This window comes from Bacteroides sp. AF39-11AC, assembly GCF_003474285.1.
Classification (GTDB): Bacteria; Bacteroidota; Bacteroidia; order Bacteroidales; family Bacteroidaceae; genus Bacteroides.
Genome location: NZ_QROH01000014.1, coordinates 120,184 through 145,201, shown reverse-complemented (window position 1 = coordinate 145,201; position 25,018 = coordinate 120,184). Strand labels below are relative to the sequence as shown.

Here is a 25,018-nt window from a genome sequence, read left to right as displayed (position 1 = left end):
TAACACATCAGCAAACTCGAAGATAAACACATCAATATGATTATTTTCAACCGAAACATTACCCCAGCCACGGGTCTTTAGACCGATATCACCCAACATCTGACCCTCGGCAAAGGGAACATCCCAGGTATAATACCAGGATAAGGCGAAATAAGCAGCCTTCCTGCAAAGTTCGGCATAGTGAGCACGCTCAGCACCTTTAGTAACCAGAGCAAGGTAATAAGTGGCAGTAGCAGCATAAAGGGAAGCTTCCTTATCCTCACAATTAGCATCCAAAGTGGAAGAGAAATAATCGGATTTAGAGATAAGCTCATTCTCCAGATAATTAACAGTACGCTTGGCACTCTCAAGGTAACGCTTGTCCTTGAAATACTTGTAGGCCATTACCAGAGGCAAAGTAGCCGAAGGAGTACTGCCACCCGTACCGTCTACGATAGAGAAATCATCCTTGAACTTACGGGGGAAACTACCGTCAGCATTCTGAAGACGAAGGAAACTGTCCAGGATAACCTTCAAACGGTTCTCCCATTCGGGATGTTTACGCTTGTGTTGCTTCTCATAATCCAGATAATTAAGAATGGCATACACACCTTCCGATTGGCGGCGGATACTAAGATTAGGTTCCTTAAAACCACGGTTATAATGGACAACCTCATTGAAAAAGCCCGCAGGAGAGAAACCGTTTGAAAGATAAGTATCAAAGATACTGTTAGCACTGTTCACTAGTTCAGGACGGTTCTGTTGGGAACCGTATTCCAATGCATTGAAGGCATTAAGCAACGTACGACCCACAAAGCCGACTTCGGCAACATCAGTACTGGCGCAGGTGGCTGTCTTCAACTCAACGCCCGAATAATAATGGGTAGGAGTAGTATTCACATAGCTCTCCACAAAGAAGTTGCTAAGCACATCTTTCATACGGTCCACCGTATAAGGGGTATTCACGGGTTGGGGACGGTTCGTGTCATAGCAATACTCCCAGGTACGTTGTACGCACTCGGAGAAGTCGGCAGCATCAATCTCGGACAGTTCCCAGGTCAGGGTAATGCTATCACCCTTGCGAAGCAGCTGGAAAGCCTCAACGGAAGGGGCAAGAGTCAGTTTACGGATATAAGTCTTGGGAGCTTCCTTATAAGGAAAACCATAGGAAAGGACAGTCATGCCACCTACATTCTCGAAGCCGGTATAGCCGATGGAAGTCTCACCGGATACAATGACCTCGCCTTCTTTATGAGTAACCAAAGCCTCCTTGTCAAACTTGTCAATGCGGATGACTGACATGGACTTGCCTTTACTTGAATTGAAGGCTGCAGTCAGGGGAGTACTCAGACGGTCTTCGCGTACCAGCCAGCTATCCGAGGTATGGAAAGAAGGGGCCTTTTCGGGCGAACGAAGATTCTGGCGGTACCAGAAGCCGGGCATGTAGAACTGGCAATCAGAATGCCGGTATCCGGTTTTTATTTGCTCGCCATAATTGAAATAAACAGTATCCAAGGCCGTGATGACAACGTTAATACGCTGCTTGCCATCTTTATCAACTACCTGGCGGGTAATAACCAATGGTAACTGCTCGGAAGACTGGCAGGTATACACACCGTCCTGCTGCTTCTGGAGAGTCAGTGAATAGTGCTGGGCGTCATTACCCGGAACTTTCAAGGAAATAGAGGTTGAAACATCTCCCAGAGAATGCTCCATAGCCCCTGCATTTGTAATGCCCGCTAAAAGCATTACTCCAAAAAACAATCTCTTTAGTCTCATAATCGCATTTGTTTTATAATTGTTAGAATACTGGTTTTTCTGCCTCTATTGATGGAGAAGTACCCTTTACAGATGGCCATCCATCTTTCCACTCAATCTTATCCATCAGCAACATACGTCCTTCGGGATTTTTTACGCTTACCGCATGATAGAAAAACCAATCATTACCGGCATTATCCGTCACAATCTCAGAATTATGGCCGGTGCCTACAAAAGCACTATTTTTATGAATCAGGATTTCATGTTTATTGTCGAGCATATTCCCACCCTTTTTATCAACATAAGGGCCGAAAAGATTTTCTGAACGTCCTACTACTGTTGTATATGTGCTGTTCAATCCTTCACAGCAAGTACCTATTGAAGCAAAAAAGTAGTAATAACCATCCTTCTTATGAATATAAGTGCCTTCGTAGGCAGTTCCTGCCACTTTTTGGGGTGTAGCACCTTCTTTAAGGGAAAGTCCATCATCTGATAGCTCGATAGCATAAATGCCCCGGAAACTGCCCCAAAACAGATATTTTTGTCCTCCTTCCTCTATATAGAAAGGATCAATAGAATTCTGCACATTGATTTCATTGCTACGAAACATTTTTCCATGATCCTTAAAAGGGCCTTCGGGCTTATCGGCAGTAGCACATCCGATGCCACAAGTCCACTCGCCTCCCCAAACGGACATGGAATAATAAAGCACGTATTTATCGCCTATTTTATTAATATCAGGAGCCCATAATCCTCCTTTGGGTTCAAAGTCCGGACGAGTATCATTTGTAAAAGCCGTACCCACATATTCCCACTCCACCAAGTCTTTCGAACGATGAATAGGCAGATTACGGATATTTTCAGTAGCATATAAGTAGAAATAGCCATCCTCTCCTTTGATAACAGAAGGATCAGGCAAACTGTAGTTTATAACCGGATTATGATATACATTCTTCGGTTGATTTTCCGGATCATCTTCCACCTTCGACGATGATGAAGAGCATGCCGTCAGACAGAGTGACACTGATAACACCAATAACTTTTTTATATGCATATTTTTCCTGTTTTCCATTTCACTTTTCAGATATATTATACAGAACTTATGATTTGATAGCTTTTCACCGTCATCAACATCTGTGACAAAAAAATAAAATGGAGGTATGTTGCACTACAGTTCACAGTTTATGTTCCGTTGCCCAGACATACCTCCATCAAATATTTTTTTCGCTAAATGTAGCGAAAGTGCTTAATCAATCTTACTCTCGTCAGCTACAGATTCTTCCCAAGTTTCCCATACAGGAATTGAAGGATCATAACCGGTATAGCCATAGTTCTGCCACAATTGTCCCTTATTATTAGCTTTAATCTCCTTTTCAGGAATAGGCCAGTAGATATTCTTCTTGTCTATGATATAATCAAGATTCGATTTAGTAGCATTAATAACAAGCGTTACACCCTTATTGTACATGCCTTGATGGATACAACGCTGATACCAGTAGCTTCCACCCGTCAAGTCAGTGCCCTCCTGCTTGTCGAAAGTATTGATGTCATAAGTGTTTCCCCATTCGTCGGGTCTACCACTGCGAGCCAAACAGAGAGATACACGAGTCAGCTCTACATTACGGAATTCTTCCCAAAACAGTTCACGAGCGCGTTCGTTCATAATATCACCAATAGTAACATTTCCCTCGTAAAGTTGAGAACAGTGTGCACGCTCGCGAATGATATTCAAGTCATCCTTAATGGTAGCATCATTTGGATTGATATAGAACTTAGCCTCAGCACGCAACAGATACGCTTCAGCTAGACGATAAAGATACCAGTCTGCATTACTACCGTCTGTCGCACCACGGTTACCGTCGGAACCAGAGATATTAGCCTCGTTGACAGGGTCATCCAATTTGAATATATAATGGGGAACGTCATACCAACGGCGGATAGTATCAGCACACAACAATTTGCCATTATCATCATAAAGCCTCAACGGTTGACCAAAATAAGAAGAAGCCTTATTATTACATTTGAGAGATTCCATTGTCACCCAGTTACCTGCTTCTACACTATGACGTAAGTCTGTTTCATCCATTTTACCATTCACAGCCCAAACTCCTTTCTGATAGAACCAAGTAGGACGGCAAGTAGAAATTCCACGTCCCATAGCACGCATATAGTCATACTCTCCATTGTAATCTGCACTGTTGCGCTTAATATTCAATAAGGCTTGCTTACCGTCAGGCATCGTCACCATATTATTAAAATAGAACGGATAGAGAATACGCATGGTTTGATTCTTCAAGAATGATTCAGAAGCAGCACCTCTATTGGGCATCCCCATTATGACCTCCTTATTGGTAGAAATCAACTTATTTTCTGGGCGATGTAAATCCCAAATGACATTACGAGTGACAGACCATGTTTCGGGTACACCACCATCATTGAATGTACCAAAATTATCAGTCATCAGTGAATAGCCAGAATTATTGATAAGGATATCTAACTGTTCTTTTGCTTTTTCATATTCACCTACAGCAAGATAGAGTTTTGAAAGTAGCATGCGACAGGCACCTTTGTTAACCATACCAATCAAGTCCATATCTTTTTGGTCAGGTACCCACTTTACTGCAAATTCCATATTTTGTACTAATAAGTCCAAAATAGCATCGCGCTTAGTAGAACGGAAATTCAGTTTAGGAACTTCTAGAATTTTCGTCATCAAAGGTACGTTTCCATACTGGAATGTCAATAAATAGTAACGAAATGCACGATGAAAATAAGCTCTACCAATATATATGTTTTTTGTATCATCACTCAAACTGGTCACATTATCTATATAAGTTAAAATCGTATTAGCATTACGAATTCCTTCATAAGTTTGCTGCCAAAAGAACCAAAGAGTACTAACACGATTCAAATTTAACAAAGTAGACTGGTCACTGTTTATAGTCAGTTTCTGAGCTACATTATCCAATAAGTCCGTCTTATCAGTAGCGGAAGGTACCATTAGATCAGAAAATGTATATTCCGACATAAGGGGAAACATTTCGTTAGAGTCACCATCCGTCCAATAACGTTTCAACTGACGGTCGGCAATAGCCAATACAGACTTCAAACCGGCTTCTGTAGAGAAAGTTGTAGTCGGCTCATAGAATGACAACGGATCTGCATCCAAAAAACTTTCTTTACAACTGGTGAATACTATTGACGCACCCGCCAACATCACTAAGCCATTGAATATATGTTTTTGAATAAATCTTTTCATATCTGTTTGATTTAATGTTAAAATGTTAAATTCACTCCAAAAGAATAAATACGGGTACCTAGACCACCTGTTTCAGGATCACCATACTCCCAGTCTTTTGCCCAAGTAGCAACATTGCGGACAGTACCAAAGACCTTCACGCGTTCGATATCCCACTTCTTCGTCAATTGTTTAGGTAGTGTGTATCCAACAGAGATATTCTCCAAACGAATGAAAGAACGATCGTAGAGCATACCAGGACTCTTAGCGCCATCAGGGCCTTGCGCTTCGATACGTGCATACTTATTGGTTGGGTTATAGATAGTCCAATACTCCTTGGCCTCTTTACATGCAGCAGCATAGGACATTCGTCCACCATCATCATCATTATTCAGATAGTTAGTAGAGAGCCCCTTATGACCCATACGAGAGTATATATTAATAGAAACCGTCAGATCTTTCCAAAGTGTAAACTCGTTACGCAATGACCAATTGATAGGAGGTGTAGTTGTTCCCAAGAATTGTTTATCATCATCATTATAAACTACAGTTTTCAGACTACCATCTTCATTATATACATCATTGGCAGGATTGTTCCATACTTTCGGGTCGCCCGGAACTTGTTTGTACTTCGCAGCCTCTTCCCATTCGTCCTTCTGCCAGATACCAATCACCTTGTAATTCCAAATTTCATTGATAGGTTTACCAATGAACCAGCTACTAGCTGTATAGTCTGATTCTTTCTGACCGATAACATTTCCACTGGCATCCAATACGTCTTCATATTCATAGAACAAGTGTCTAATCTTGTTTTTGTTATAAGAAAAATTGAGAGTTGTATTCCATTGGAAATTTTTCTGTTGGATGTTTACTGTGTTCAGAGAAAGCTCAAAACCATTGTTATCCACCTGCCCCAAGTTAGTAGTGATGTTGCTGAACCCTGTAAAATTCTGCAGCGGTTGACTCATAATCATGTCTTTGGTACTCATCTTATAAACATCTAGTGTACCAGTAATACGATCATTTAAAAAGCCAAAGTCCAAGGCAAAATTCCATGCCTGTGTTTTTTCCCATTGTAAAGTGGGATTTGCCATACGATCTGCCATCAGATAGCGCATTAACTGCAAATCGCCAGAAGAAGTAATATAACCCATGTAAGCGCCACCACCCTCATAAAGATTTGCCAATGCCACGTAAGGGTTAGAAAGTGAACGGTTACCATTGCTACCATAAGAAACGCGCAACTTACCAGTGCTCATTACATTCTTAAATTTTTGAAAGAACTGTTCGTTAGAGAATGTCCATGCTAGAGCCACAGAAGGGAAATAAGCATAAGGATTAGAAGAACCGAAAGCTGAATAACCATCTCGACGAATAGACGTCGTCAGCATATAGCGTTCGTCATAAGAATAGAACAAACGAGCTAACATACCATCTGCAGTTTCGTGTGAATCGGATGTTTTATAAGAACTGTTCTCTTTGGAACCATTCTGTGTATTATGGAATCCCAATGCATCTGAAGGCAAGATATTGCGTGCCTCAATGCGATCTGACCAATATCGACGTTCTTCTGCTTCTTGAGCTAAGGTCAAAATAAAATGATGCTTCTCTGCAAATGTTTTGTCCCAAGTGATAGTATTGTTCAGTGACCAGTCAAAACGTTTTGCCTGTTCACGATTAGCACCACGGTCATTGGGATTACTACCCGGCAATTCTGCCGACATGAAATAACGGTCATAGAAGAATTGGAAACGTGGGGCAGCATTGAACTGATATGTAATGCCAAAAGGTAATTTCACCTTAGCATTCAATATCGTATTCAGCACTGTATATCCTTTCTCTAGTTCCAAATATTGTTTTTGAAAATCATAATTGTAACCACGCTGTGAGTAAGTTTCATCCTGAGGATATTGAGTGGGGTTACCATTCTCGTCAGCATAATCAGCATAAGGACTGTTACGTAAGAAGTAATCTTCATCCATATCGATACTGCCGTCCGTACGGTCTTGGAAATTGACGTTAGCACCTACTTCAAACCACTTGGTCACTTTGGCATTCAACTTCATGTTAGCACGAATTGCACGATAAGTATCATCTATTAAAGCACCTTCATTACGCAAATACCCCAAAGAAAAGTAATAATCTACCTTTTCAGAGGCACCACTAATGCTAGCGTTGTAGTCTTGATTAAGACCTAAACGAAATGCTTTGTCTTCCCAGTCTACTGTCTTACCTGCTATAATATTATCAAGCACATTACCCGTAAAGCCCAGACGCTTAGCCCAAATGCTAAGATCTGATTCTCCTGATTCGTTTTGTGTATAGCTTCTCCAAGTTTCCAGATCAACACCAACTAACTTATTTGGATTCTTAAAATAGTCAGTCATATCTTTATAAGTACCTGACTGATAAGCATCCCATTCACCATTCGAATTTGCACCATAAGTACCTTTTTCTCTCCAGTCAGCATAATGCTGCAAATAAGCAGAAGGACTAAACCTTTCGCGATAAGCACTTCGTTGCGTCAAACCAATATTGGCACTGAAGTTTATCACTGGCTTGCCTTGTTTACCTTTCTTTGTAGTAATAATAATAACACCATTGGCTGCTTTTGCACCATAAACCGCAGCGGCAGAAGCGTCTTTCAGTACATCTATCTGACCGATATCATCAGGATTAATTTCAGAAAGTTCGCCATAAAACATCATACCATCCAAAATCAACAACGGATCATTGTGACCACCATCGGTATAAAGCGAACGCTGGCCACGAATGGAAAGCGATCCACCACCTTTGGCATCGGCATTGTATCCTACTGCCAGACCTGGTGTACCACGCAATATGTCTTGTACTGTTTTAGGATTCTCATTAGCAAGTTTATCGGGGCGTACTTGTACTACAGAACCCGTAAGATCCTTTTTACGCATTGTACCGTAACCTACAACTACCACCTCTTCCAGAGCTTGGGAATCGTCTTTCAATACAACATTCAGAGGTTGTCCTTTATACTCCACTTCTTGGGTCACCATACCAATATAAGAAATTACAAGTGTAGCACCCTTTGGCCCATTTATTGAGAAGTTACCATCGATATCGGTAATGGAACCTGTAGAAGTTCCCTTTACCTTAATATTCACACCCAACAAAGGTTCCTTATTAACATCCGTTACAGAACCTTTTATTACAACATTCTGAGAATGTGCTGCAAGTGCAAACACGCAAAAAAATAAAAATAAGATTCTCTTAGACATGTTTTATAGATATTAGATTAGAAATATTACGGAAAACGAATATTCCGTATTTTTTATTAATACAGTGTCTTGCAAGCATATTTTTAGCTAGCAAATTAAGTCAATCAAAAATTGTTTCTCTTTATACCATAGGCTTATTATTAGATTTACATTAAACGAAATTTCTGTTTTTCACGAAGCAAAATTATCTCTTTACAAGAAAATATAATAGAACTATCTTTTCAAGAAATGCAATTATAAAATCAAAATACGCCCCTACAGATATTTCTCGACAAGATTATAATATATATTTTTAAATAGCGAAACACTTGATAAAACTGCATACTATTTAGTATGCAGTTTCTCTTCAAGCATCTTAATGAAATATCCGCCCACCACCGAACGAGCTTGGAAGCCTCGTTGTTTCGGACTGTCTGTAAAGACCCAATCAGACATTGGAATGCGGTCAACGGTCTCATTCATAAAGCTATAAACCGGATCAACAAAACTTTCAAAAGCAGCCTTATCCTTAGCCATAGTAGCTGTCCAGATAATCCAGTCAGTCTTGGTATATGTTTCACGACTGTCAAGTGGCAAACCATAGCGGTTTTGCTTGGTCAGATAGTATGCAATTTCCGTTTCAGCCACTTTCTCCGGAAATATCTGCCAATTCATCAGTTTATCCCATACTAAATTATACTTCTGACTCCAAGTACCTGCCTTGTCAAATGTCAGACGGTAGTGGTCGCCATCATTGGCCATCTCTACCCATTGGGTAGCCATTTCTTTCGCTTTATTTGTATATTTCTCAGCTACTTCAATCTTTCCCAGCATATTGGCCAAATAACCATAAGAAGCAACACCCAATATGGCTTTTATAGAAAGATTGGCATTGTGAGCAAAGTGTCCTGCAAAATCATCTGTACAGAGTTGGTTTCCCGGGTCTTGCCCATATTCCACCAGATAATCAGTCCAAGTGGTCAATATAGCCCAGTGACGGTTTGCATAGTCCGCATTTCCCTCTATGGCAGCAATGGCAGCAGTCACCAACAACATATTACCACTTTCTTCCAGAGGCATATCACCACCATATGTCTGTCCGTTAGCCAGTGGATAAGTACCTACATCATGGGCAGCAAACGGTTTAGTCCATTTACCACTTTCACTGTAGTAGAAAATATGATTAAGCAACCCTTTGGCCAATTCCGGATTATAAAGTAAATATAAAGGAGACGAAGGATATGTAATATCAACAGTTCCAATAGAACCGTTACTGAAGTTCTCCTTAGAAAGGAACAATAATTCACCGTTCGGAGCTTCTACAAGTTTATGGGCAGCTATAGATTGGCGATAAGCTAATGCACAAAGTTCAGCATACTTACGACCGCCCACTGCGGTAGCTTCCTCCATCAATTTCTTATCAAAAGCAGCACAATCTTTCATCAGTTTCTGATAGTCAACCGCAGCTTTCTGGAACTGAGATACAATCGTTTCTTTCCCTGAACGATTCCAATAAGGGCGCAAATTGTCACCAAAATATTGGATGGAATAAATATCATCATATCCCATCATCAGATAACCATCAGCATTCTTTGTTTCACCTAACGAACATACCAAGGCTAGTTTATCATAACCATCAGTAGCCGGTGCGTCTAATTTATTCTCCAAAAAGCTCTTACGTAAAATCTTGCCATCGCCGATACCATAAGTCGCATTATCCTTTTTACCAGCTAAATAAAAATAACCCCAGTCAATCCGGACATCATCCCCTCTCTTTTTCAGAATCTCCTGACTCTGGCTTCCGGTACGTAAAAGCAGCAAATCACCTTCTTCAAAACCACCAGCTATAGATTTCTGATGAGGTACATCAACCGCCCATTGCGGAGAGGCCTCAAAATACAAATCCACCTGATGCTTTTTACCATCTCTGGAAGCAACTTCATACGAGAGATAATTAACCGGACGAGCCATTAAATCCAGATTATCCATAAACAAAGGAGCAGTAAAAGTCAGTTTCAGATCAACTGGCCCACAAATAAATGTATAATAGGTTTGCATAGCTTGTACATCTACCGAAATTTGTTCGGCAGTCTGTTCAAAGCAATGGTAATTTTCCTGTTCAACCAATAGTCCAAAGTCCAGCAAGGCATTTCCCACACGATTGTAGCAATATGCAGCTATCAGATTCTTCCCTTTTTTCAAAGAAGCGGCCACTTCATCTGAAAGCTTCACCTGGGCATGCTTCTTACAAGCATTACCCGTATCCACCACTTTGACACCATTGATATAAATAATTACGTCATCATCGTGTGAATAATCAAGGTATACACTCCTACCAGCCAAATCTTCCTGAAGATCTATAGTTCTGCGTACCCAAATATACTTTTCACTCCATTGCGTCTTGGCAGTATGTTCATTCTCCATGGTTCCGAAAGCAGCTTTGCCTTCTTTCCATCGAGTATCATTAAAGTCCATATTCTGCCACCCTTCGGCCGGTTGTACCACTGTATATTTCGCTACCCAGTCTTCCTGCTCCGAATTGGGAACCACAGAATTCAATTCGAGTTCTTCCGCTCCCATGAAACGGTAAGTTTGTCCGTCTACTTTAGCTACGCCAATCAGAGGAAAGCTCTTGCCAGTCCAATGTTTCACTGCACCATCATACAAGTTATCTTGAAAAGCCCATGCACTCGTATAAGGGTCAATAGTAATCAACGGATAGGCAGGCGCACGCAATTCATTCTTCACATGCTGCTCAAATTGGGGTGAGGTACATCCCGCCAGGGCAGCAAATCCCAGCAATAGCGTCATCAATCGTTTCATAAAATCCAAAAGTTTATCTTAATTATTCATTAGTTACTTCACAACTACAGGTCGGATAACTGTTCCATGAATAGAAACTATCCCCTTATCCGACAGAGTAAGATCCTTGATATAAGAAGAACGAGGTTGCACCTTCTCTTCACTGGCATGAGCATGAAATATGTATTTATAGCTTCCATCTTCGCAGATAAAAGGAGCACCATGCCCAGTACCCGACAACCTCGCAGTCTGATCCATATCTCTCCTGAGAATAGGATTTCCGTTATATTTCTCCCAAGGTCCGAAAGGATAATCCGAAGTGGCATAACCTACAGCATAATCCTTACTTTCAAAATGATTGGCTGAGTAAAGCAAATAATAAACTCCATTCTGCTTCAATATGGAAGGTCCCTCAGCTACAGTAGCCTGTTTACGCTCCCACTCATCCTGTACTTCAATACACTTCGTCAATGTTTCCTCTTTCAAGCTTTTCAGATCAGAATTCATTTCCGCACACCAAATGACGTTTCCACCCGTGAAACGGACAAAATAGAGATATGCTTTACCATCGGAATCTATAAAAAGAGAAGGATCAATATTCTTTTCACTACCAAAGAGAGGCTGCTTCACATCCTGCACAAACGGTCCTTCAGGCGAATCGGAAGTAGCAACACAAACCTGTTCGTTTACTGTATAGAACATATAAAACTTCTTCAACGATTCTACATAATAAACTTCAGGTGCCCAATAGCCTTTATTCCCCCAAGAATCTTCGGGTGACAAAGCTAAATTGCGATTTCGATGCCAATGTTTTAAATCGGTAGAAGTATAAACTTCGAATCCCCGAACATTTGTTCCATATGCATAATAGCAATCCTCGTAAAAGAGTACATACGGGTCTGCTATAGGCAAACGTTCTTCCAGAACTTCAAAATCGTCATCTGTTGATGTAGAGGCAGACGGCTTTGTAGAATTTCCACAAGACGTCCATATAAAAAACAATAAGAAAAGTATTAAATGTGTTTTCATAAAATTGATATTTTCATGGTGATACAAAAGTAGAGAATCGAAAACACACAGGATAACAGAAAAGATTCAACGTATGGAATAATTACGTCAATTGTATCTTAGGACGCCTCCTTGACTGGATAATTACTTTTTCTGGCGCAATTCTTACTTTTCAGAGTATATATTTCTCTTCTTATACCACCATTTTTGTTTGTCATGTCTTTTATACTATATAGAAATAGCATACATATATATCAAAGCGAAAAAGAATTTTAAAGATCAAGAATCAAACGTGGGCAGAATTCTACCTTCAAAAGTTCCCGCTGACGAGCATCAGCTACGAATAAACTAGTCGACAACACCTCACCTACAGCTCCATTAGCTGTAATAACCGCTACTTCCCTTTTCCCCTCTACCAGTTTTCCACTCCGAGGATCGATAATATGTTTCCGCTCATGCGAATCATTACCCGAAGTTGTGAGACATTCATTTTTAAGAAATATTTCCGGCCATTCTTTTTCTTGCGTAACAGCACTTTGTCCGAAGTTAACCTTCCACCCATCAGCCAATGGATGATGCCCCAAAGCCAATACGGAACTATTCCCCATATTAACCAATGCATTCTCTATTTCATATTGCTGAAGTAATTCCCGTATCTTCTCCAAAGCATATCCTTTCAAAAAGCCGGAAAGATTGATAGTCACTCCAGGTTGCAAAAAGAAGAGAGTATGTTCCTGAGGTAACAATTGAATACTATGGATAGAATTACGTGTATAATTAACCGAATGAATAGTAACATCGAAACATCCGTCTGTTCGAGTATAACATTCTACACAGAAAGCAAGCATATCATAAAGCTCCTTACTGACCGGTTGCGGTCCCGTGGCTGCTGTACGATTCAAATATGCCAGTTCACTCTCTGCATCATAATAATTTGCCATCTTTTCCAAATAGCACAGCATTTCATGGACAGCACCGACTACAAACATCAAGGCCTCTTCACTTTGCCTGCTACACAGCACTATATCAACGCGTGTATGCATCGATGGAAACCAAGCATAAAGCAATCCACCGTGTAAAGACGAAAATTTATAAAGATGTTGAATTACATTCGACATTCTCAAGTCTGTGTTTCTTTGAAAAAAATGAAAAAGGCAAGCCACAATGCTGCAACTTGCCCTTTTCGAAGACATAATATTAATTACAATTCCTTGATCTTTACATTCTTAAACCATACTTCATCTCCATGATCCTGCAAAAGGATATTTCCGGACTCATGATTTCCGAAATTAGGCCAATCTCTGTATTTGCTATAAGCAACCAATGCATCCCACATTTCATTCTGACGTGTGTATTCAATGAGCTTCACACCATTCAACCAATGTTCTACGTGGTCACCTTTCACAATAATCATAGCCGTATTAAAATCTTTCTTATTGAAAGGTTTGTTCGCCGGAGCAGGAATCAAATCGTAAAGCGAACCCAATTTACGGTTACCCTTTACGCCCAACTTAGCATCCGGGTGCTTGTCATCATCAAGAATCTGGAACTCACAACCGATAGCTGAACCGGCTCCCTTATTCATATCAGGACTAACAAAATACTTCACACCGCTATTAGCACCTTCAGTAATCTTGAAATCAACTTTCAGAATGAAATTCTTGTACTTTTTAGTTGTCACGATATCACCACCGTTAGCAGATTCTGCACCGCCGCTCTTCATTACTTTCAGAATACCGTCTTCCATCTTCCAGCCCTTTTCCGGGAAAGAGTTCAATCGAGCTCCTCTCCAGCCTTCGGAAGTCTTGCCATCCCAAAGGAGTGCCCAACCTTCTTTTGCTTCGTTCGGAGAAATTGTATTAGGAATAACATTTATTTCCGGTGCTTTTTGAGCTGTTTGGTAACGTTCTACATCTGTAGTACAAATGCGGATATTCTTCCAGCTAACAGTCTTTCCTTCATCAGCAGCGTTACCGATAGCATGTACTTGCAAAGCAATAAAGCCAGCAGGAGTCATATCATCCCAAATATTAGCACAAGGTACTCCATTAATCCATGTAGCAATAGAATTACCTACAGCCTCAATACGAGCCTTGTTCCACTCATTATTTTTGAAAGCACTTTTAGCCGACGGATTCTGTGTCAAAGGATACAACCAGTTACGACGGGCCTCATCATAAATACCACCCGACCAGGCACGCTTTGAAGGATCTATTTCAAACTGATAGCCATGTACACGGCCATTCTGGTAATCCTTTTTACTTTCACTACGTACTTGCACACCCGAATTCAATCCATCGTCTATCTTGAAATCAAATTCCAGGATAAAGTCACCATAGTTTTTCTTGGTAGCCAGAAATGTATTAGGAGTATTCATCTTTGAAACACCCACAATAGCGCCATCTACTACTTTGTATTCGGCTTTACCATTCAGTTTCTTCCAGCCACTCAGGTTCTTTCCATTGAAAAGAGGCTCCCAGTTCTGTGCTGAAACTATAGAGGCACAAAACACAAACAGAAGCAACAAATAATTCTTTCTCATACTGATATCTCTTCTATTAATTATGTTAATATGATGCTATTACATTTTATAAAATTCATCCCATCCCTTACGTGGCGGTACCCCGGCCAACATAGCATTAGCAAATTCATTATTCGTGATCTGCTTCGTGCGAGGATCAAAGAACAACTGCGTATTAAGGCGCTGAGCCATTACTCCCAATGAGAATACCTGAGCCAATACACCATTAATTTCAAACGGAGAACGAGTTTTTTCCTGTCCCATACAAGCTAACAGGAAGTTCTCAAAGTGATTAGACGGACTCTTAGGCACTTCTGGCAACTTACCTGCCATTTCCTTGGCCTTTTCCTCCGGTATAATGGAGAGTGTACTTCCATGAGTTCCACCCTTAAATGTCAGTTCCTTTGAATAAATAATCTTTCCAGGATTCAACTTAGCAGCCGGGGCATCTCCCTGGTTCGTTGTAGGAATGTTAGGATCCAGACCCGATACGCCATAACCGGCAGGGATAGGAGGAAGATTATCCAAACCATCATACCAAGTGATATCAACCGGTGGCATACCCTTACGTTGAGGGAAGCGGAACAGAATCGTGGAAGAATATGGGAAGAAATAATCATTATGCCCGTTGGCATACTGCATCGTCACTTCATAAGGCAATCCCAGTTCCAGAAACTCATGAACCGTATCCAGGATATGTGCACCCCAGTCACCCAGACAGCCCATTCCGAAATCATACCAGCAACGCCACTGACCCAAATGATAGTCTTTGTTATATTCATGATAAGGAGTTACACCCAGCCAGGTATCCCAATCCATATCTTTCGGTAACTGCTGTCCTGAAGGAAGCTTATAAATGTTTGTATCCCACTTGTGCCAACGGCGAGGGTTATTCATATGTGCAGTCACAGCTGTCACATCTTTAATGATACCCGCATCCATCCATGCCTTAAACTGGAAATAATTAGCCTCAGAATGTCCCTGATTACCGACCTGTGTAGCCAGATTAGGGCGTTTCAATGCAGCCTGCATCAACACTTCCGCCTCATAAAAAGTACGTGCCAGAGGCTTCTCTACATATACATGTTTGCCTGATGCCAGAGCCAGCATACTAATAGGGAAGTGAGAATGGTCGGGCGTTGCTATAGCTACAGCATCAAATTCATTGCCTGCCTTGTCGAACATCTGGCGAAAATCACGGAAACGCTTTGCCTTAGGATACAGGTTCATTACCTTTTGTGTATGGGGAGCTCCCATATCAACATCACACAAAGCCACAACCTCCACCATACCGGTACGGGCAAAATCCCCAATAATCTGTTCACCACGATTGCCAATACCTATATAGGCAATCTTCACCTTATCTGTTATCTTTCTTTGCGATGCAAAGGTGGGATTTGCCAGTATATCACCAGCACCCAATGCCAATCCGGCAGAAGCCATGGTCATGGTCTTCAAAAAATCTCTTCGTGTTGTCATTATCTCATTGGTATTAATTTGGTATTAATTAAGGAATTCTATTTCAATCATCTCTATACTTCAATTTTCTTTTTAAGGAGCAGATTTCTTATTCCATAGAATAAGAGCCGCAACAGGGTCCAGAAAACATAAAGCGCACACGAAAATGCCAGGACATAGAAAATAGAGGTCAGCATCTCCGAGAAAGGGGTTTTATAAGAAATTATAGCATACAAATTTGCCAGATTGCCGATAATGAAGCATGCCAGCAAAGTCAGTAATTCTATCTTTTTCCGGCGAACGGTAATGATTGTATTTTTCATACGGCTTCAATTGTTTTAGCTTGATGGTTCAGATAATTTATTTTATACTCATCGGGGAAGTAAAGTACTTTTTCTTCCTGCAAAGCCTGATCGCCCAATAAGCACAGCATACTTGCATAATAGCCCTCTTCGGCTATACGTTTCGGCTGCTTACGGGTAATAACGGCCTCAGCAAAAGCCTCCAGGAGCAAAGAAGTACCATCCGATTTGGGGCGTTCTCCCAAAATAAATTCTCCCTTGTTTTCGTTGGCAGTTTCCGGTGCCCAGCTGGTACCGGCAAAAGGCAAAGAGTCAAAGACTTTATTCTCCCAATCATTGATCATCTGCAGGAATCCGGGTGCAGGGGCTACACTCTCAAAATAATACTTACCCTTTTCAGGCTCTACTGTTCCCAGATTACCCATGATTTGCTCTTCCAGACCATAAAATTTATTGGATATGACAGAATCGAACGTCATCTTCACTCCATTATCAAACACATATATACAACTGACGTTGTCATACACTTCCCGACCGTCTTTCCAGTAAGTGATAGCTCCATGTCCCATCACCTTCTCAGGAAGCTTTTGCAAAGCCCAGCTTCCGATCTGTAACTGATGACAGGCCAGTTCAGTCATCAAACCCTTGGAATATTCGCGATACAAACGCCAGTTTATTAAACGTTCCAGTTCAGGCGAAGGGACTTCCCGTCTCCAATCTCCATTCCGGTTCCAGAAAGTACGGATAGCATTAATTTCACCAAATGTACCGGCGTGTACCATCTCCATTACTTTTATATATCGCGGATCGAAAAGACGCTGCTGGCCGGTGAAGAATATCTTGCCTGTACTGATATGCTTCTGATAGATACGGTAGCACTCCTCCATCGTAAAGCCTATGGTCTTTTCACAGAACACATGTTTACCGGCGTCAAAAGCATCTAATACAATCTGGCAATGGGAATTAAGAGGAGTAGCCACCAATACCGCGTCAATCGTTTTGTCCTCCAGTATTCTCCGGTAGTCATCATAAACCTTGGCTTTCGGGGCAAGTTTCAATCCCTCATCAATGGAAGGCTGGTAAATATCACACAATGCCACAATATCCACTTTAGGATTTTGTATCAGGAAACTCATCAAAAAGCGTCCCCGTGATCCCGGCCCAATAACAGCCAAACGGCATTTTTCATTGGAAGTTTCCTTAACTTCCGAAAAAGCAGAAAGCCAAGGACTTGCTGACAACAACACCCCGGCTCCAAGCACCCCTATATTTTTAAGGAATTCTCTTCTGTTGATTAATGTATCTTTCATAATATGGTCTTTAAAATAAAATCCGAATATACTCCTTTCTTTTTTCGGGCAGAATATCCATATAAAAATAACAGCCCAAAAGTAGTGAAATCTTAAGATATAAAATATAAAAATCTACTCAAACAATGCAAAAATAGTTCCAGACGCTCCCCATCGCTATTTTATAAAGTCCTTAGGCAGAACACCAAACTGTTTCTGGAAGCATTTGGCAAAATAAGAAGGGGTATTAAAACCGATCATGTAACAAACCTCATTTATCCGACATTCCCCCTCTTTGAGTAATTGCACTGCTTTCTTTAAACGCTCCAAACGAATGTAATCATTCGGAGTCATATCCAATATACCTTTTATTTTCCGGTTAAGGCTCGAACGGCTCATGTTCAGCTGGCTTGCCATATCATCCAAATTAAAGTCTGGATCCTGCATATTTGCAACCACTACTTCTTTCAATGTCTTTAAAAAAGTTTCATCCGCTTTAGTCATTGCCATACTGTTGACCTGTTCAAAAGGTGAATGAACGAAAGCAACACGAAGTTTCTCACGATTACTTAGCAAATTAGAGACACAAACCTTAAGATATTCCACAGAAAAAGGTTTCTCTATATAGACATCTGCCCCAAGCTTCATACCTTCTATCTTAGCCTGAAGGGTGGTCTTAGCTGTCAATAAAATAACAGGAATATGGCTATAATCAACCGCAGACTTTAAATGCTCACATAATTCCAATCCATCCATTTCAGGCATCATGACATCCGAAATAACCAGATTGACGGTATGTTCTTCCAATACCTTCAAGGCTTCCACACCATTCAATGCTGTCAAAACCCGGTATTTCGCTGATAATTGTTTCACGATGAACGCCTGCATTTCCAAACTATCCTCTACAACAAGCAACGTATAACGATTTTGCAAATCAGGTTCTTCTTCAACCTCTTGCCTTTCAATAGACTCTTCATGGACAACTTGCTCTTTTGTCTGTATTGTATGGGCATGTTTTATCGGAAGCGAGAGCAAAAACTGATTACTTTCCATGGAATTCACCATACACAAAGTCCCTCCATGAAGTTCGGCAAGCGAACGCGCCAAAGGCAATCCTATACCCGTACCGGAAACAGAATGTAACACTCCGGCTTTGTATTGAACGAACGGCTTAAATATCTCTTCACGCATCTCCATCGGAACCACACGTCCGTCATTACATGCCAGGAGCAACATCTGATCCCCCTCAACGTATAACTTAATGCGGATATATGTTTCTGAATATTTTACGCCATTTGTCATCAAATTACTGATGATTTTAGTCAGTCCTTCCCTATCCACCGAAGCATATAAACTCTCCGGAGAATCAATAGTAAGTTCCAGACCTTTTTCACGTGCCAAAGGTTTAAAACGCTTATAGGTCTTTTGCAATATATCTACAACGTCATATTCCACAAAGTTCAATTGAAATCCTTGCGTCTCCGTCTTACGGAAATCAAGCAGTTGATTCACCAAATCAAGCAAACGGTTTGTATTCAGATCCATCACTTCCAAATCGTCCCTGATCTCGTCAGAAACCTCCTTAGAAAGCAGCACATTCTCAAGTGGACTCTTTATTAACGTAAGCGGAGTACGTATCTCATGTGCTACATTCGTAAAGAAATCAATTTTTGCAGAATAAAGTTCACGTTCCTTTTCCCGTTCAAACTTCTCCATCGCTAACCGATGCCTCTCTTGCGTCCGTCTTCTGAAATATAGAATAGTGGCACCCAATGAACACAGCGCCAAGATAACATAAATAACGTATGCCCACACCGATAAGTAAAACGGAGGACGAATACGTACATCAAGTACCCGTTCCACATCATTCCATTTCCCGTCACCATTAGAACCTTTTATACGTAATGTATAGCTTCCATAGGGTAGATTAGAATAGGTAATCATAGAGTTTCGTCCCAACATATACCACTCCTGGTCAAAACCTTCCAATTTATACATCAGACGATTCATCTCCGGTGCCTGATAGCTTAAAGCAGCCACTTGGAAAGCAAAAGAATTCTGATCTGCATCAAGCTCTATCTCATCGGCATAAGTAATATTTTGCTGCAAAGGGGATCCCGGAGTATCCACTGAAAAACGTTTATTAAACAGATAAAAGTCAGTAATAACTACCGGAGGCAGAAAACTATTCTCCACAAAATTATACGGATCGAATATGACAAACCCATTAATACTGCCAAAATAGATACGTCCCTTTTTGTCACAATATCCAGACTGGAAATTAAACTGATTACTCAGTAATCCATTTGCCGTAGTATATACGTGCATGGCCTCAGTATCCGGATTAAAGCAGGTAAGCCCATAATTACTCGTAACCCACAGATTTCCCCGTCTGTCTTCAACCATTTTGTAAACAGTATTGTTTGGAAGTCCTTTTGACGTGTCGTAACGTGTAAAGTTATCTGTTTCCCGATTATAGCGACAGAACCCCTTCCCCATCGTCATAAACCACAAACGCTTCTTACTATCCTCGCAAATAGAAATCACTTTGTTATAAGAGAGTGAGGTCGAATCTTTTTCATTTGAGAGATAGCTCTTCCATTGCTGGGTCTGAGTATTATAAGAGAATACCCCATTCGAGAAAGTAGCAAACCATAAATTCCCCTCAAAGTCTTCCAAAATATCATAAACAAACAAACTTCCTAATTGCGGAATATGAGTAAAATTATCAAAAGAACGATTGTATTTGAACAAACCGGATGTCGTTCCTATCCAGATATCCTCGGCAGTTGTCTTACAAACGGTGAAAGCATCACTGGCAGTCAACGAATTCTCACCCTTGTCTCTGGAATAATGCTTCACTTGCCTTGTGCGTAAATTCACTTTATTCAGCCCCCTGGAAAAAGTACCGACCCATAAATCATCTCCATCCAGACAAAGAGCATGAACGTTTTTATATATATCCGGGTGCTCAAATGGCACCATTTCTTCTGTCTCAGGATTAAAATTAAACAATCCTTTATCTTCAGTTCCTATCCATAAAGTACCATCGTTGCCTTCGCATATTTCACGTACCCGACGACCAAAAAATTTAATCTCCTCTCTCGGATAAAACTTCTCAAAATAAGTCCATTGATACGGATAATAATTCACACCACCAAAATAAGAACCTACCCACATCCCATTCTCCCTATCGCGATAAATCGAATAAATAGCATTGTCTGATAACGCATAGGAGTCATCTTGATCGGGTACTGTCAGATGTGTGATCTTGTTAGTCGTCAAATTATAGATATACAATCCCTTTTCCGTACCTACCCATAATTCATCATCGGACTTAAATTCTAACGTACGTGCAAAAGCATCCAAAATCCTACGGGATTTGCCTGTCACAAAATTAACTTCAGTCAATCCGTTGGATGATGCTATATAAGTGTAATTATGAGGACCGACAACCTCACAATTGATAATGTCACCTTTAAATATTTCATTACCATTTGCATCCTTAAAAGGCTGCAAAGGCGATTCAAAGCCAGCCTTTGTATAGTAAAGATTATCTCCATACAATGCCAGCCAACAGGTATTCCCATTTAACCAAAAACGATGAACATTGGCCAGTCCTGCATCATGAAGATAATTCCGTAATTTGTTTTCATCACTATTATAACAGAACAACCCCTGATTTTCAACTGATATCCAAAGATTTAAGTGCTCATCACACCTTATCATCGTCACAAAATCCCGGATAACGGTTCCTTTATCACTTACTAAATTGAATTCAGTAAAAGAGTCAAGTATAGGGTTATAAATATAAAGTCCTCCATCAGTACCTACCCATATATTCCCTTTACTATCTTCATAAAGTACCGTTATGAAATTCCTGCCCAGATTTGAATTTTCATTGTTATAGATACGGAAAGACAAGCCGTCGTAGCGGCTCAAGCCATCTTTAGTACCAAACCACATAAAGCCTTTCTTGTCCTGAAAAATCCTGTTTACAGAGTTCTGTGAAAGACCATTTCTGATATCTACCGTTCTGAAATAATAGTGAACGGTATTATAGGCATAGGACGGCAATGCCGTCACTATGCACAAACAGAGGAAAAGCTTTATTATAGTTCGATTCATAGTTCCCTCCTTTTTTAGGAAAGATTATTTCTTTAGTGAATTACAAATACGTGTATTAATTTCTTTCACACGCTTTTCATCCAACTTGATTACCTTACGGTCATAAGTTATAAAACCATTCACTTCCACTTCTACATCAGTAGTCTGCGTATAAACAGCTGCCGAGAATCCTCTGTCAATCATCCGATATAACATATCGGCATACTTCACATATTCATCCGTAGCCTCTTTAGAAGAATTGAACTGTACATAACCCCAGTTACGGTTCGGTTCCCAAAGGTGATCTTTCAATACCAGACCTATACCGCCATATTCACCTAAAACAGTTGCACGCTGGCCGTCATACAAAAACATTTCCGGTGCAGGATAATGGTGCAGGTCAAGCATATCCCCACAAGGATAATGGTTACCACCACTTGCCGGATTCACCAGACGGGTCGGATCATATTGCTTTGTCCATTCAGCTATTTCTACCGTTTTAAACTGTCCCCAAGCCTCATTGAACGGCACCCAGGTACCAATACAAGGATAAGAATACAGACAATCTATGATTTCCTTCCATTCTTTGCGATAATAACCTTCAGATTCAGCAGAACGCTTCATTTCCGTACCATTAAAATATTGACGCATCTGCCATTGTGGATTGCGGTCACCACTCGGCATATCTTGCCATACAATAATTCCAAGCTGATCACAATAGGTATACCAACGGGCAGGCTCAACTTTGATATGCTTGCGAATCATATTAAAACCAAAATCTTTCGTCTTCTGTATGTCATACAGCAAAGCCTCATCCGTAGGAGCTGTATACAAACCATCAGGCCACCAACCTTGATCAAGCGGTCCGAACTGGAACAACGCTTCATTATTCAATTCCAGGCGTACAATACCGTTAGCATCCCGGCGAGTAGAATATTTACGCATAGCAGCATAGCTATCCACCTTGTCCACAATTTTATTTCCATCCTTCAAACTTACTTTCAAGGTATAAAGGAAAGGAGAATCAGGACTCCATAATTTAGCATTTTCGGGCATCGCTACCTCTACAGCTTCTCCATTGATACTTTTACCGGCAGCTACCAGTTGATTGCCATCATATACATTCACTTCGACGAGGTCCGTTGCACAATTGGCATTCAGTTCAGCCTTTACTGTCAATAAATTGCGATCAATATCAGGAGTGATGCGAAGGTTTTCAATATGCTTTCCGCTAACAGGCTCCAGCCATACAGTCTGCCAGATACCAGTAACAGGAGTATACCAGATACCTTCCGGTCTGCTGACTTGCTTGCCACGCGGCTGAGGTCCTCTATCCGTGGGGTCCCAAACCTTTACAACCAAACGGTTACTGCCTTTAGCTGATAAAGCGGGAGTAATATCAAAAGAAAATGGAGTGAATCCTCCGGTATGGCTTCCTACCTTAACATCATTCACCCATACATCTGTTTTCCAGTCTACAGCACCGAAATGCAGCAGAATCTGCTTTCCTTTCCAAGCCGATGGAACATCAAAACTACGTTGATATACCAATTCCTGCTTTTCGTTTATCCTCTTGCCAACTCCCGACAAAGAAGATTCCACAGCAAACGGCACAAGTATTTTACCTTCAAAATCAGCCGGAATATGCCCACCTTTATCAATAATGGCGTAATCCCACAACCCATTCAGATTTTTCCAATCATTACGCTGCATGATAGGTCTTGGGTACTCGGGCAATACATTTGAAGGTTCAATTTGCTCAGCCCATTCAGTTTTAATCTTATCTCCGGCCGGTTTCCATTGTGCCGAACTCTCCAAACTAAAAAACGTTACCAAAGATAACGCAATAAATAATTTCTTCATGGTATGTAACTATTCTAAATGTTTGGAAGCAAAGTTAGTCACTAATTCATTTTCAAAATAACGCAATTGGTTCAATAAATGCAAGAATCTTACCATTTAACAACTAAATGTAGAAGGAAATAATCAATCTGCCAAGATAATAGCAGAAACTTGGAATACTGCAACTACAACCTTCTAATCGGATCAATAACAAAATTGACTTCTTGCAGGCAACACATTATTTGTTTGCCTACAAGAAGTCAATGCCTTGCAAAAACAGAATTTTCAGGAATATTCAGACATTAAACCAATATACTTTCTCATCCCTTTCGTTATCTCTTACATCCACATGTATCCATGAGATAGGAACTCCTTTTTGCAGATGTTCAAAGCGGATATTGCATGGTAGTTTATCAGCTGATTCCTGAATTTTATGTCTTGCATCTTCTGCTGTCATTCCACAATCTGTCGGTAACAGGATATCAACGGCTTTACCCTGTATATGAGTCGTAATATAGGGAGTCTTATTTTTCTGAACAAGATCGCATAAATGACACCTTAACCCTCTTTGAAATACTTTCATCTTGGGCTGATTAATTGTAAGAGGAACACCCAGTATCTCACGGATAATATCCAATGTCTTCTTTAAATCTTCATCCAAGAAAGACCATACCTGTTCTTCCGAGTAGCTCTGCATCACATGATTACAGACTAATTCCTGAATTTTGAAGTACTTACATTTATAAACACTCATAGTAGCTTCGACTTTTAAAATGAATAATTGAGAAATTTTATCAGGTAATCTGCCTCTTCAAAGCATTGGCATACCCTTCAATAATCAACTCCAACCCGTCCGTCAATTCTTGTGGCGAAATAACAATTTCCAGCTTCCCAACCGTAGCATTCTCCGATGATTTATTATTGGGAAAACTGATTTGCAATTCATTGTTTATAACCTCCAATGCAAACTCTGCCGTCACTGTAGCTTTCTCTATTTTAGAGGCTGTGACGGGCACCAATGTAATTAAGGGGACCTGAACCGTTGTAGTGGTAACTGCCCCGACATCATCCAAAGTAGGATATTCAAGTTTCACTATTTTCGGAATCAATGCTCCTTTATCTTTTCCTGCCCCGACAGCCGGTTTCTCAAAATACTTATCCAGCAAGCCTTCATTCTTGTCCATCAGTGAGTCACTGGCACTAACAATGGCATGGTGGATGGCTTCCACAAACAATTTAAAACTAATCATATCGATAAATTTAATGATTCGACGCTATCCATTTCACTCTTTTTGAGGAGATAATTTTTTCAGCTTTTCAAAATTATCAACAGCCTCATTCACTATCGGACGACTCTCTGCACTCAATCCAATGGCTGCCTGACAATTAGGACATGAAAATTGCACACCTTGAACTAACAAATGCAAATCAATGGGAATTTGAGTTTTGCATACCGGACACGGAATATACTGATCTATCATACT

16 protein-coding genes are annotated in these 25,018 nt (G+C 40.6%); all 16 read right to left on the bottom strand.

What is annotated here, in order from left to right; translation table 11 throughout:
• A partial coding sequence (locus DW036_RS24195; RefSeq protein WP_233560540.1) for a hypothetical protein occupies positions 1-1,758 on the bottom strand: 1,758 nt, incomplete at its 3' end.
• A gap of 22 nt (positions 1,759-1,780) precedes the next feature.
• Positions 1,781-2,785, bottom strand: coding sequence for a family 43 glycosylhydrolase (locus DW036_RS24190; protein ID WP_118466580.1), 1,005 nt, complete (start codon positions 2,783-2,785; stop codon positions 1,781-1,783).
• Positions 2,786-2,983: 198 nt separating this feature from the next.
• The gene (locus DW036_RS24185; RefSeq protein WP_118466567.1) at positions 2,984-4,996 is read right to left on the bottom strand and encodes a RagB/SusD family nutrient uptake outer membrane protein; all 2,013 of its coding nucleotides are present in this window, start codon (positions 4,994-4,996) and stop codon (positions 2,984-2,986) included.
• Positions 4,997-5,013: 17 nt separating this feature from the next.
• On the bottom strand, positions 5,014-8,226 hold the full coding sequence (locus DW036_RS24180; protein WP_118466565.1) for a SusC/RagA family TonB-linked outer membrane protein: 3,213 nt from the start codon (positions 8,224-8,226) through the stop codon (positions 5,014-5,016).
• Between the two features lie 324 nt (positions 8,227-8,550).
• Positions 8,551-11,028, bottom strand: a complete 2,478-nt coding sequence (locus tag DW036_RS24175; RefSeq protein ID WP_118466563.1) for a glutaminase domain-containing protein — start codon at positions 11,026-11,028, stop codon at positions 8,551-8,553.
• Positions 11,029-11,061: 33 nt separating this feature from the next.
• Complete coding sequence (locus DW036_RS24170; RefSeq protein WP_118466561.1) at positions 11,062-12,036, bottom strand: glycoside hydrolase family 43 protein; 975 nt, start codon at positions 12,034-12,036, stop codon at positions 11,062-11,064.
• A gap of 251 nt (positions 12,037-12,287) precedes the next feature.
• Entirely contained in the window at positions 12,288-13,133 is an 846-nt protein-coding gene (locus tag DW036_RS24165) for an FAD:protein FMN transferase (protein WP_118466559.1), read from the bottom strand.
• 83 nt (positions 13,134-13,216) lie between these two features.
• Positions 13,217-14,557 carry a DUF1080 domain-containing protein gene (locus DW036_RS24160; RefSeq protein WP_118466557.1) on the bottom strand — a complete coding sequence of 447 codons (1,341 nt, stop codon included), beginning with the start codon at positions 14,555-14,557 and terminating at the stop codon, positions 13,217-13,219.
• Between the two features lie 39 nt (positions 14,558-14,596).
• Entirely contained in the window at positions 14,597-16,015 is a 1,419-nt protein-coding gene (locus DW036_RS24155) for a Gfo/Idh/MocA family oxidoreductase (protein WP_118466555.1), read from the bottom strand.
• 53 nt (positions 16,016-16,068) lie between these two features.
• The gene (locus tag DW036_RS24150) at positions 16,069-16,317 is read right to left on the bottom strand and encodes a hypothetical protein (RefSeq protein ID WP_118466553.1); all 249 of its coding nucleotides are present in this window, start codon (positions 16,315-16,317) and stop codon (positions 16,069-16,071) included.
• Positions 16,314-17,606 carry a Gfo/Idh/MocA family protein gene (locus tag DW036_RS24145; RefSeq protein WP_118466551.1) on the bottom strand — a complete coding sequence of 431 codons (1,293 nt, stop codon included), beginning with the start codon at positions 17,604-17,606 and terminating at the stop codon, positions 16,314-16,316. Before DW036_RS24145 ends, DW036_RS24150 begins: the two co-directional genes overlap by 4 nt.
• A 156-nt stretch (positions 17,607-17,762) precedes the next feature.
• Positions 17,763-21,713, bottom strand: a complete 3,951-nt coding sequence (locus DW036_RS24140; protein ID WP_118466549.1) for a hybrid sensor histidine kinase/response regulator transcription factor — start codon at positions 21,711-21,713, stop codon at positions 17,763-17,765.
• Positions 21,714-21,737: 24 nt separating this feature from the next.
• A complete protein-coding gene (locus tag DW036_RS24135) occupies positions 21,738-23,555 on the bottom strand; it encodes a glycoside hydrolase family 2 protein (protein WP_118466547.1) in 1,818 nt (605 codons plus the stop codon).
• A 274-nt stretch (positions 23,556-23,829) separates the two neighbouring features.
• Positions 23,830-24,288 carry a hypothetical protein gene (locus DW036_RS24130; RefSeq protein WP_118466545.1) on the bottom strand — a complete coding sequence of 153 codons (459 nt, stop codon included), beginning with the start codon at positions 24,286-24,288 and terminating at the stop codon, positions 23,830-23,832.
• Between the two features lie 40 nt (positions 24,289-24,328).
• Positions 24,329-24,784, bottom strand: a complete 456-nt coding sequence (locus DW036_RS24125) for a DUF2589 domain-containing protein (RefSeq protein WP_118466543.1) — start codon at positions 24,782-24,784, stop codon at positions 24,329-24,331.
• Between the two features lie 33 nt (positions 24,785-24,817).
• The gene (locus DW036_RS24120; protein ID WP_118223278.1) at positions 24,818-25,015 is read right to left on the bottom strand and encodes a hypothetical protein; all 198 of its coding nucleotides are present in this window, start codon (positions 25,013-25,015) and stop codon (positions 24,818-24,820) included.
• Between the last annotated feature and the right edge of the window lie 3 nt (positions 25,016-25,018).

Excerpts from the sequence above, each read along its gene's own strand:
- DW036_RS24180 (WP_118466565.1), bottom strand. The coding sequence starts at position 8,226 with ATGTCTAAGAGAATCTTATTTTTATTTTTTTGCGTGTTTGCACTTGCA.
- DW036_RS24175 (WP_118466563.1), bottom strand. The coding sequence starts at position 11,028 with ATGAAACGATTGATGACGCTATTGCTGGGATTTGCTGCCCTGGCGGGA.
- DW036_RS24170 (WP_118466561.1), bottom strand. The coding sequence starts at position 12,036 with ATGAAAACACATTTAATACTTTTCTTATTGTTTTTTATATGGACGTCT.
- DW036_RS24160 (WP_118466557.1), bottom strand. The coding sequence starts at position 14,557 with ATGAGAAAGAATTATTTGTTGCTTCTGTTTGTGTTTTGTGCCTCTATA.
- DW036_RS24145 (WP_118466551.1), bottom strand. The coding sequence starts at position 17,606 with ATGAAAGATACATTAATCAACAGAAGAGAATTCCTTAAAAATATAGGG.
- DW036_RS24155 (WP_118466555.1), bottom strand. The coding sequence starts at position 16,015 with ATGACAACACGAAGAGATTTTTTGAAGACCATGACCATGGCTTCTGCC.
- DW036_RS24185 (WP_118466567.1), bottom strand. The coding sequence starts at position 4,996 with ATGAAAAGATTTATTCAAAAACATATATTCAATGGCTTAGTGATGTTG.
- DW036_RS24165 (WP_118466559.1), bottom strand. The coding sequence starts at position 13,133 with ATGTCGAATGTAATTCAACATCTTTATAAATTTTCGTCTTTACACGGT.
- DW036_RS24130 (WP_118466545.1), bottom strand. The coding sequence starts at position 24,288 with ATGAGTGTTTATAAATGTAAGTACTTCAAAATTCAGGAATTAGTCTGT.
- DW036_RS24125 (WP_118466543.1), bottom strand. The coding sequence starts at position 24,784 with ATGATTAGTTTTAAATTGTTTGTGGAAGCCATCCACCATGCCATTGTT.
- DW036_RS24150 (WP_118466553.1), bottom strand. The coding sequence starts at position 16,317 with ATGAAAAATACAATCATTACCGTTCGCCGGAAAAAGATAGAATTACTG.
- DW036_RS24120 (WP_118223278.1), bottom strand. The coding sequence starts at position 25,015 with ATGATAGATCAGTATATTCCGTGTCCGGTATGCAAAACTCAAATTCCC.
- DW036_RS24140 (WP_118466549.1), bottom strand. The coding sequence starts at position 21,713 with ATGAATCGAACTATAATAAAGCTTTTCCTCTGTTTGTGCATAGTGACG.
- DW036_RS24135 (WP_118466547.1), bottom strand. The coding sequence starts at position 23,555 with ATGAAGAAATTATTTATTGCGTTATCTTTGGTAACGTTTTTTAGTTTG.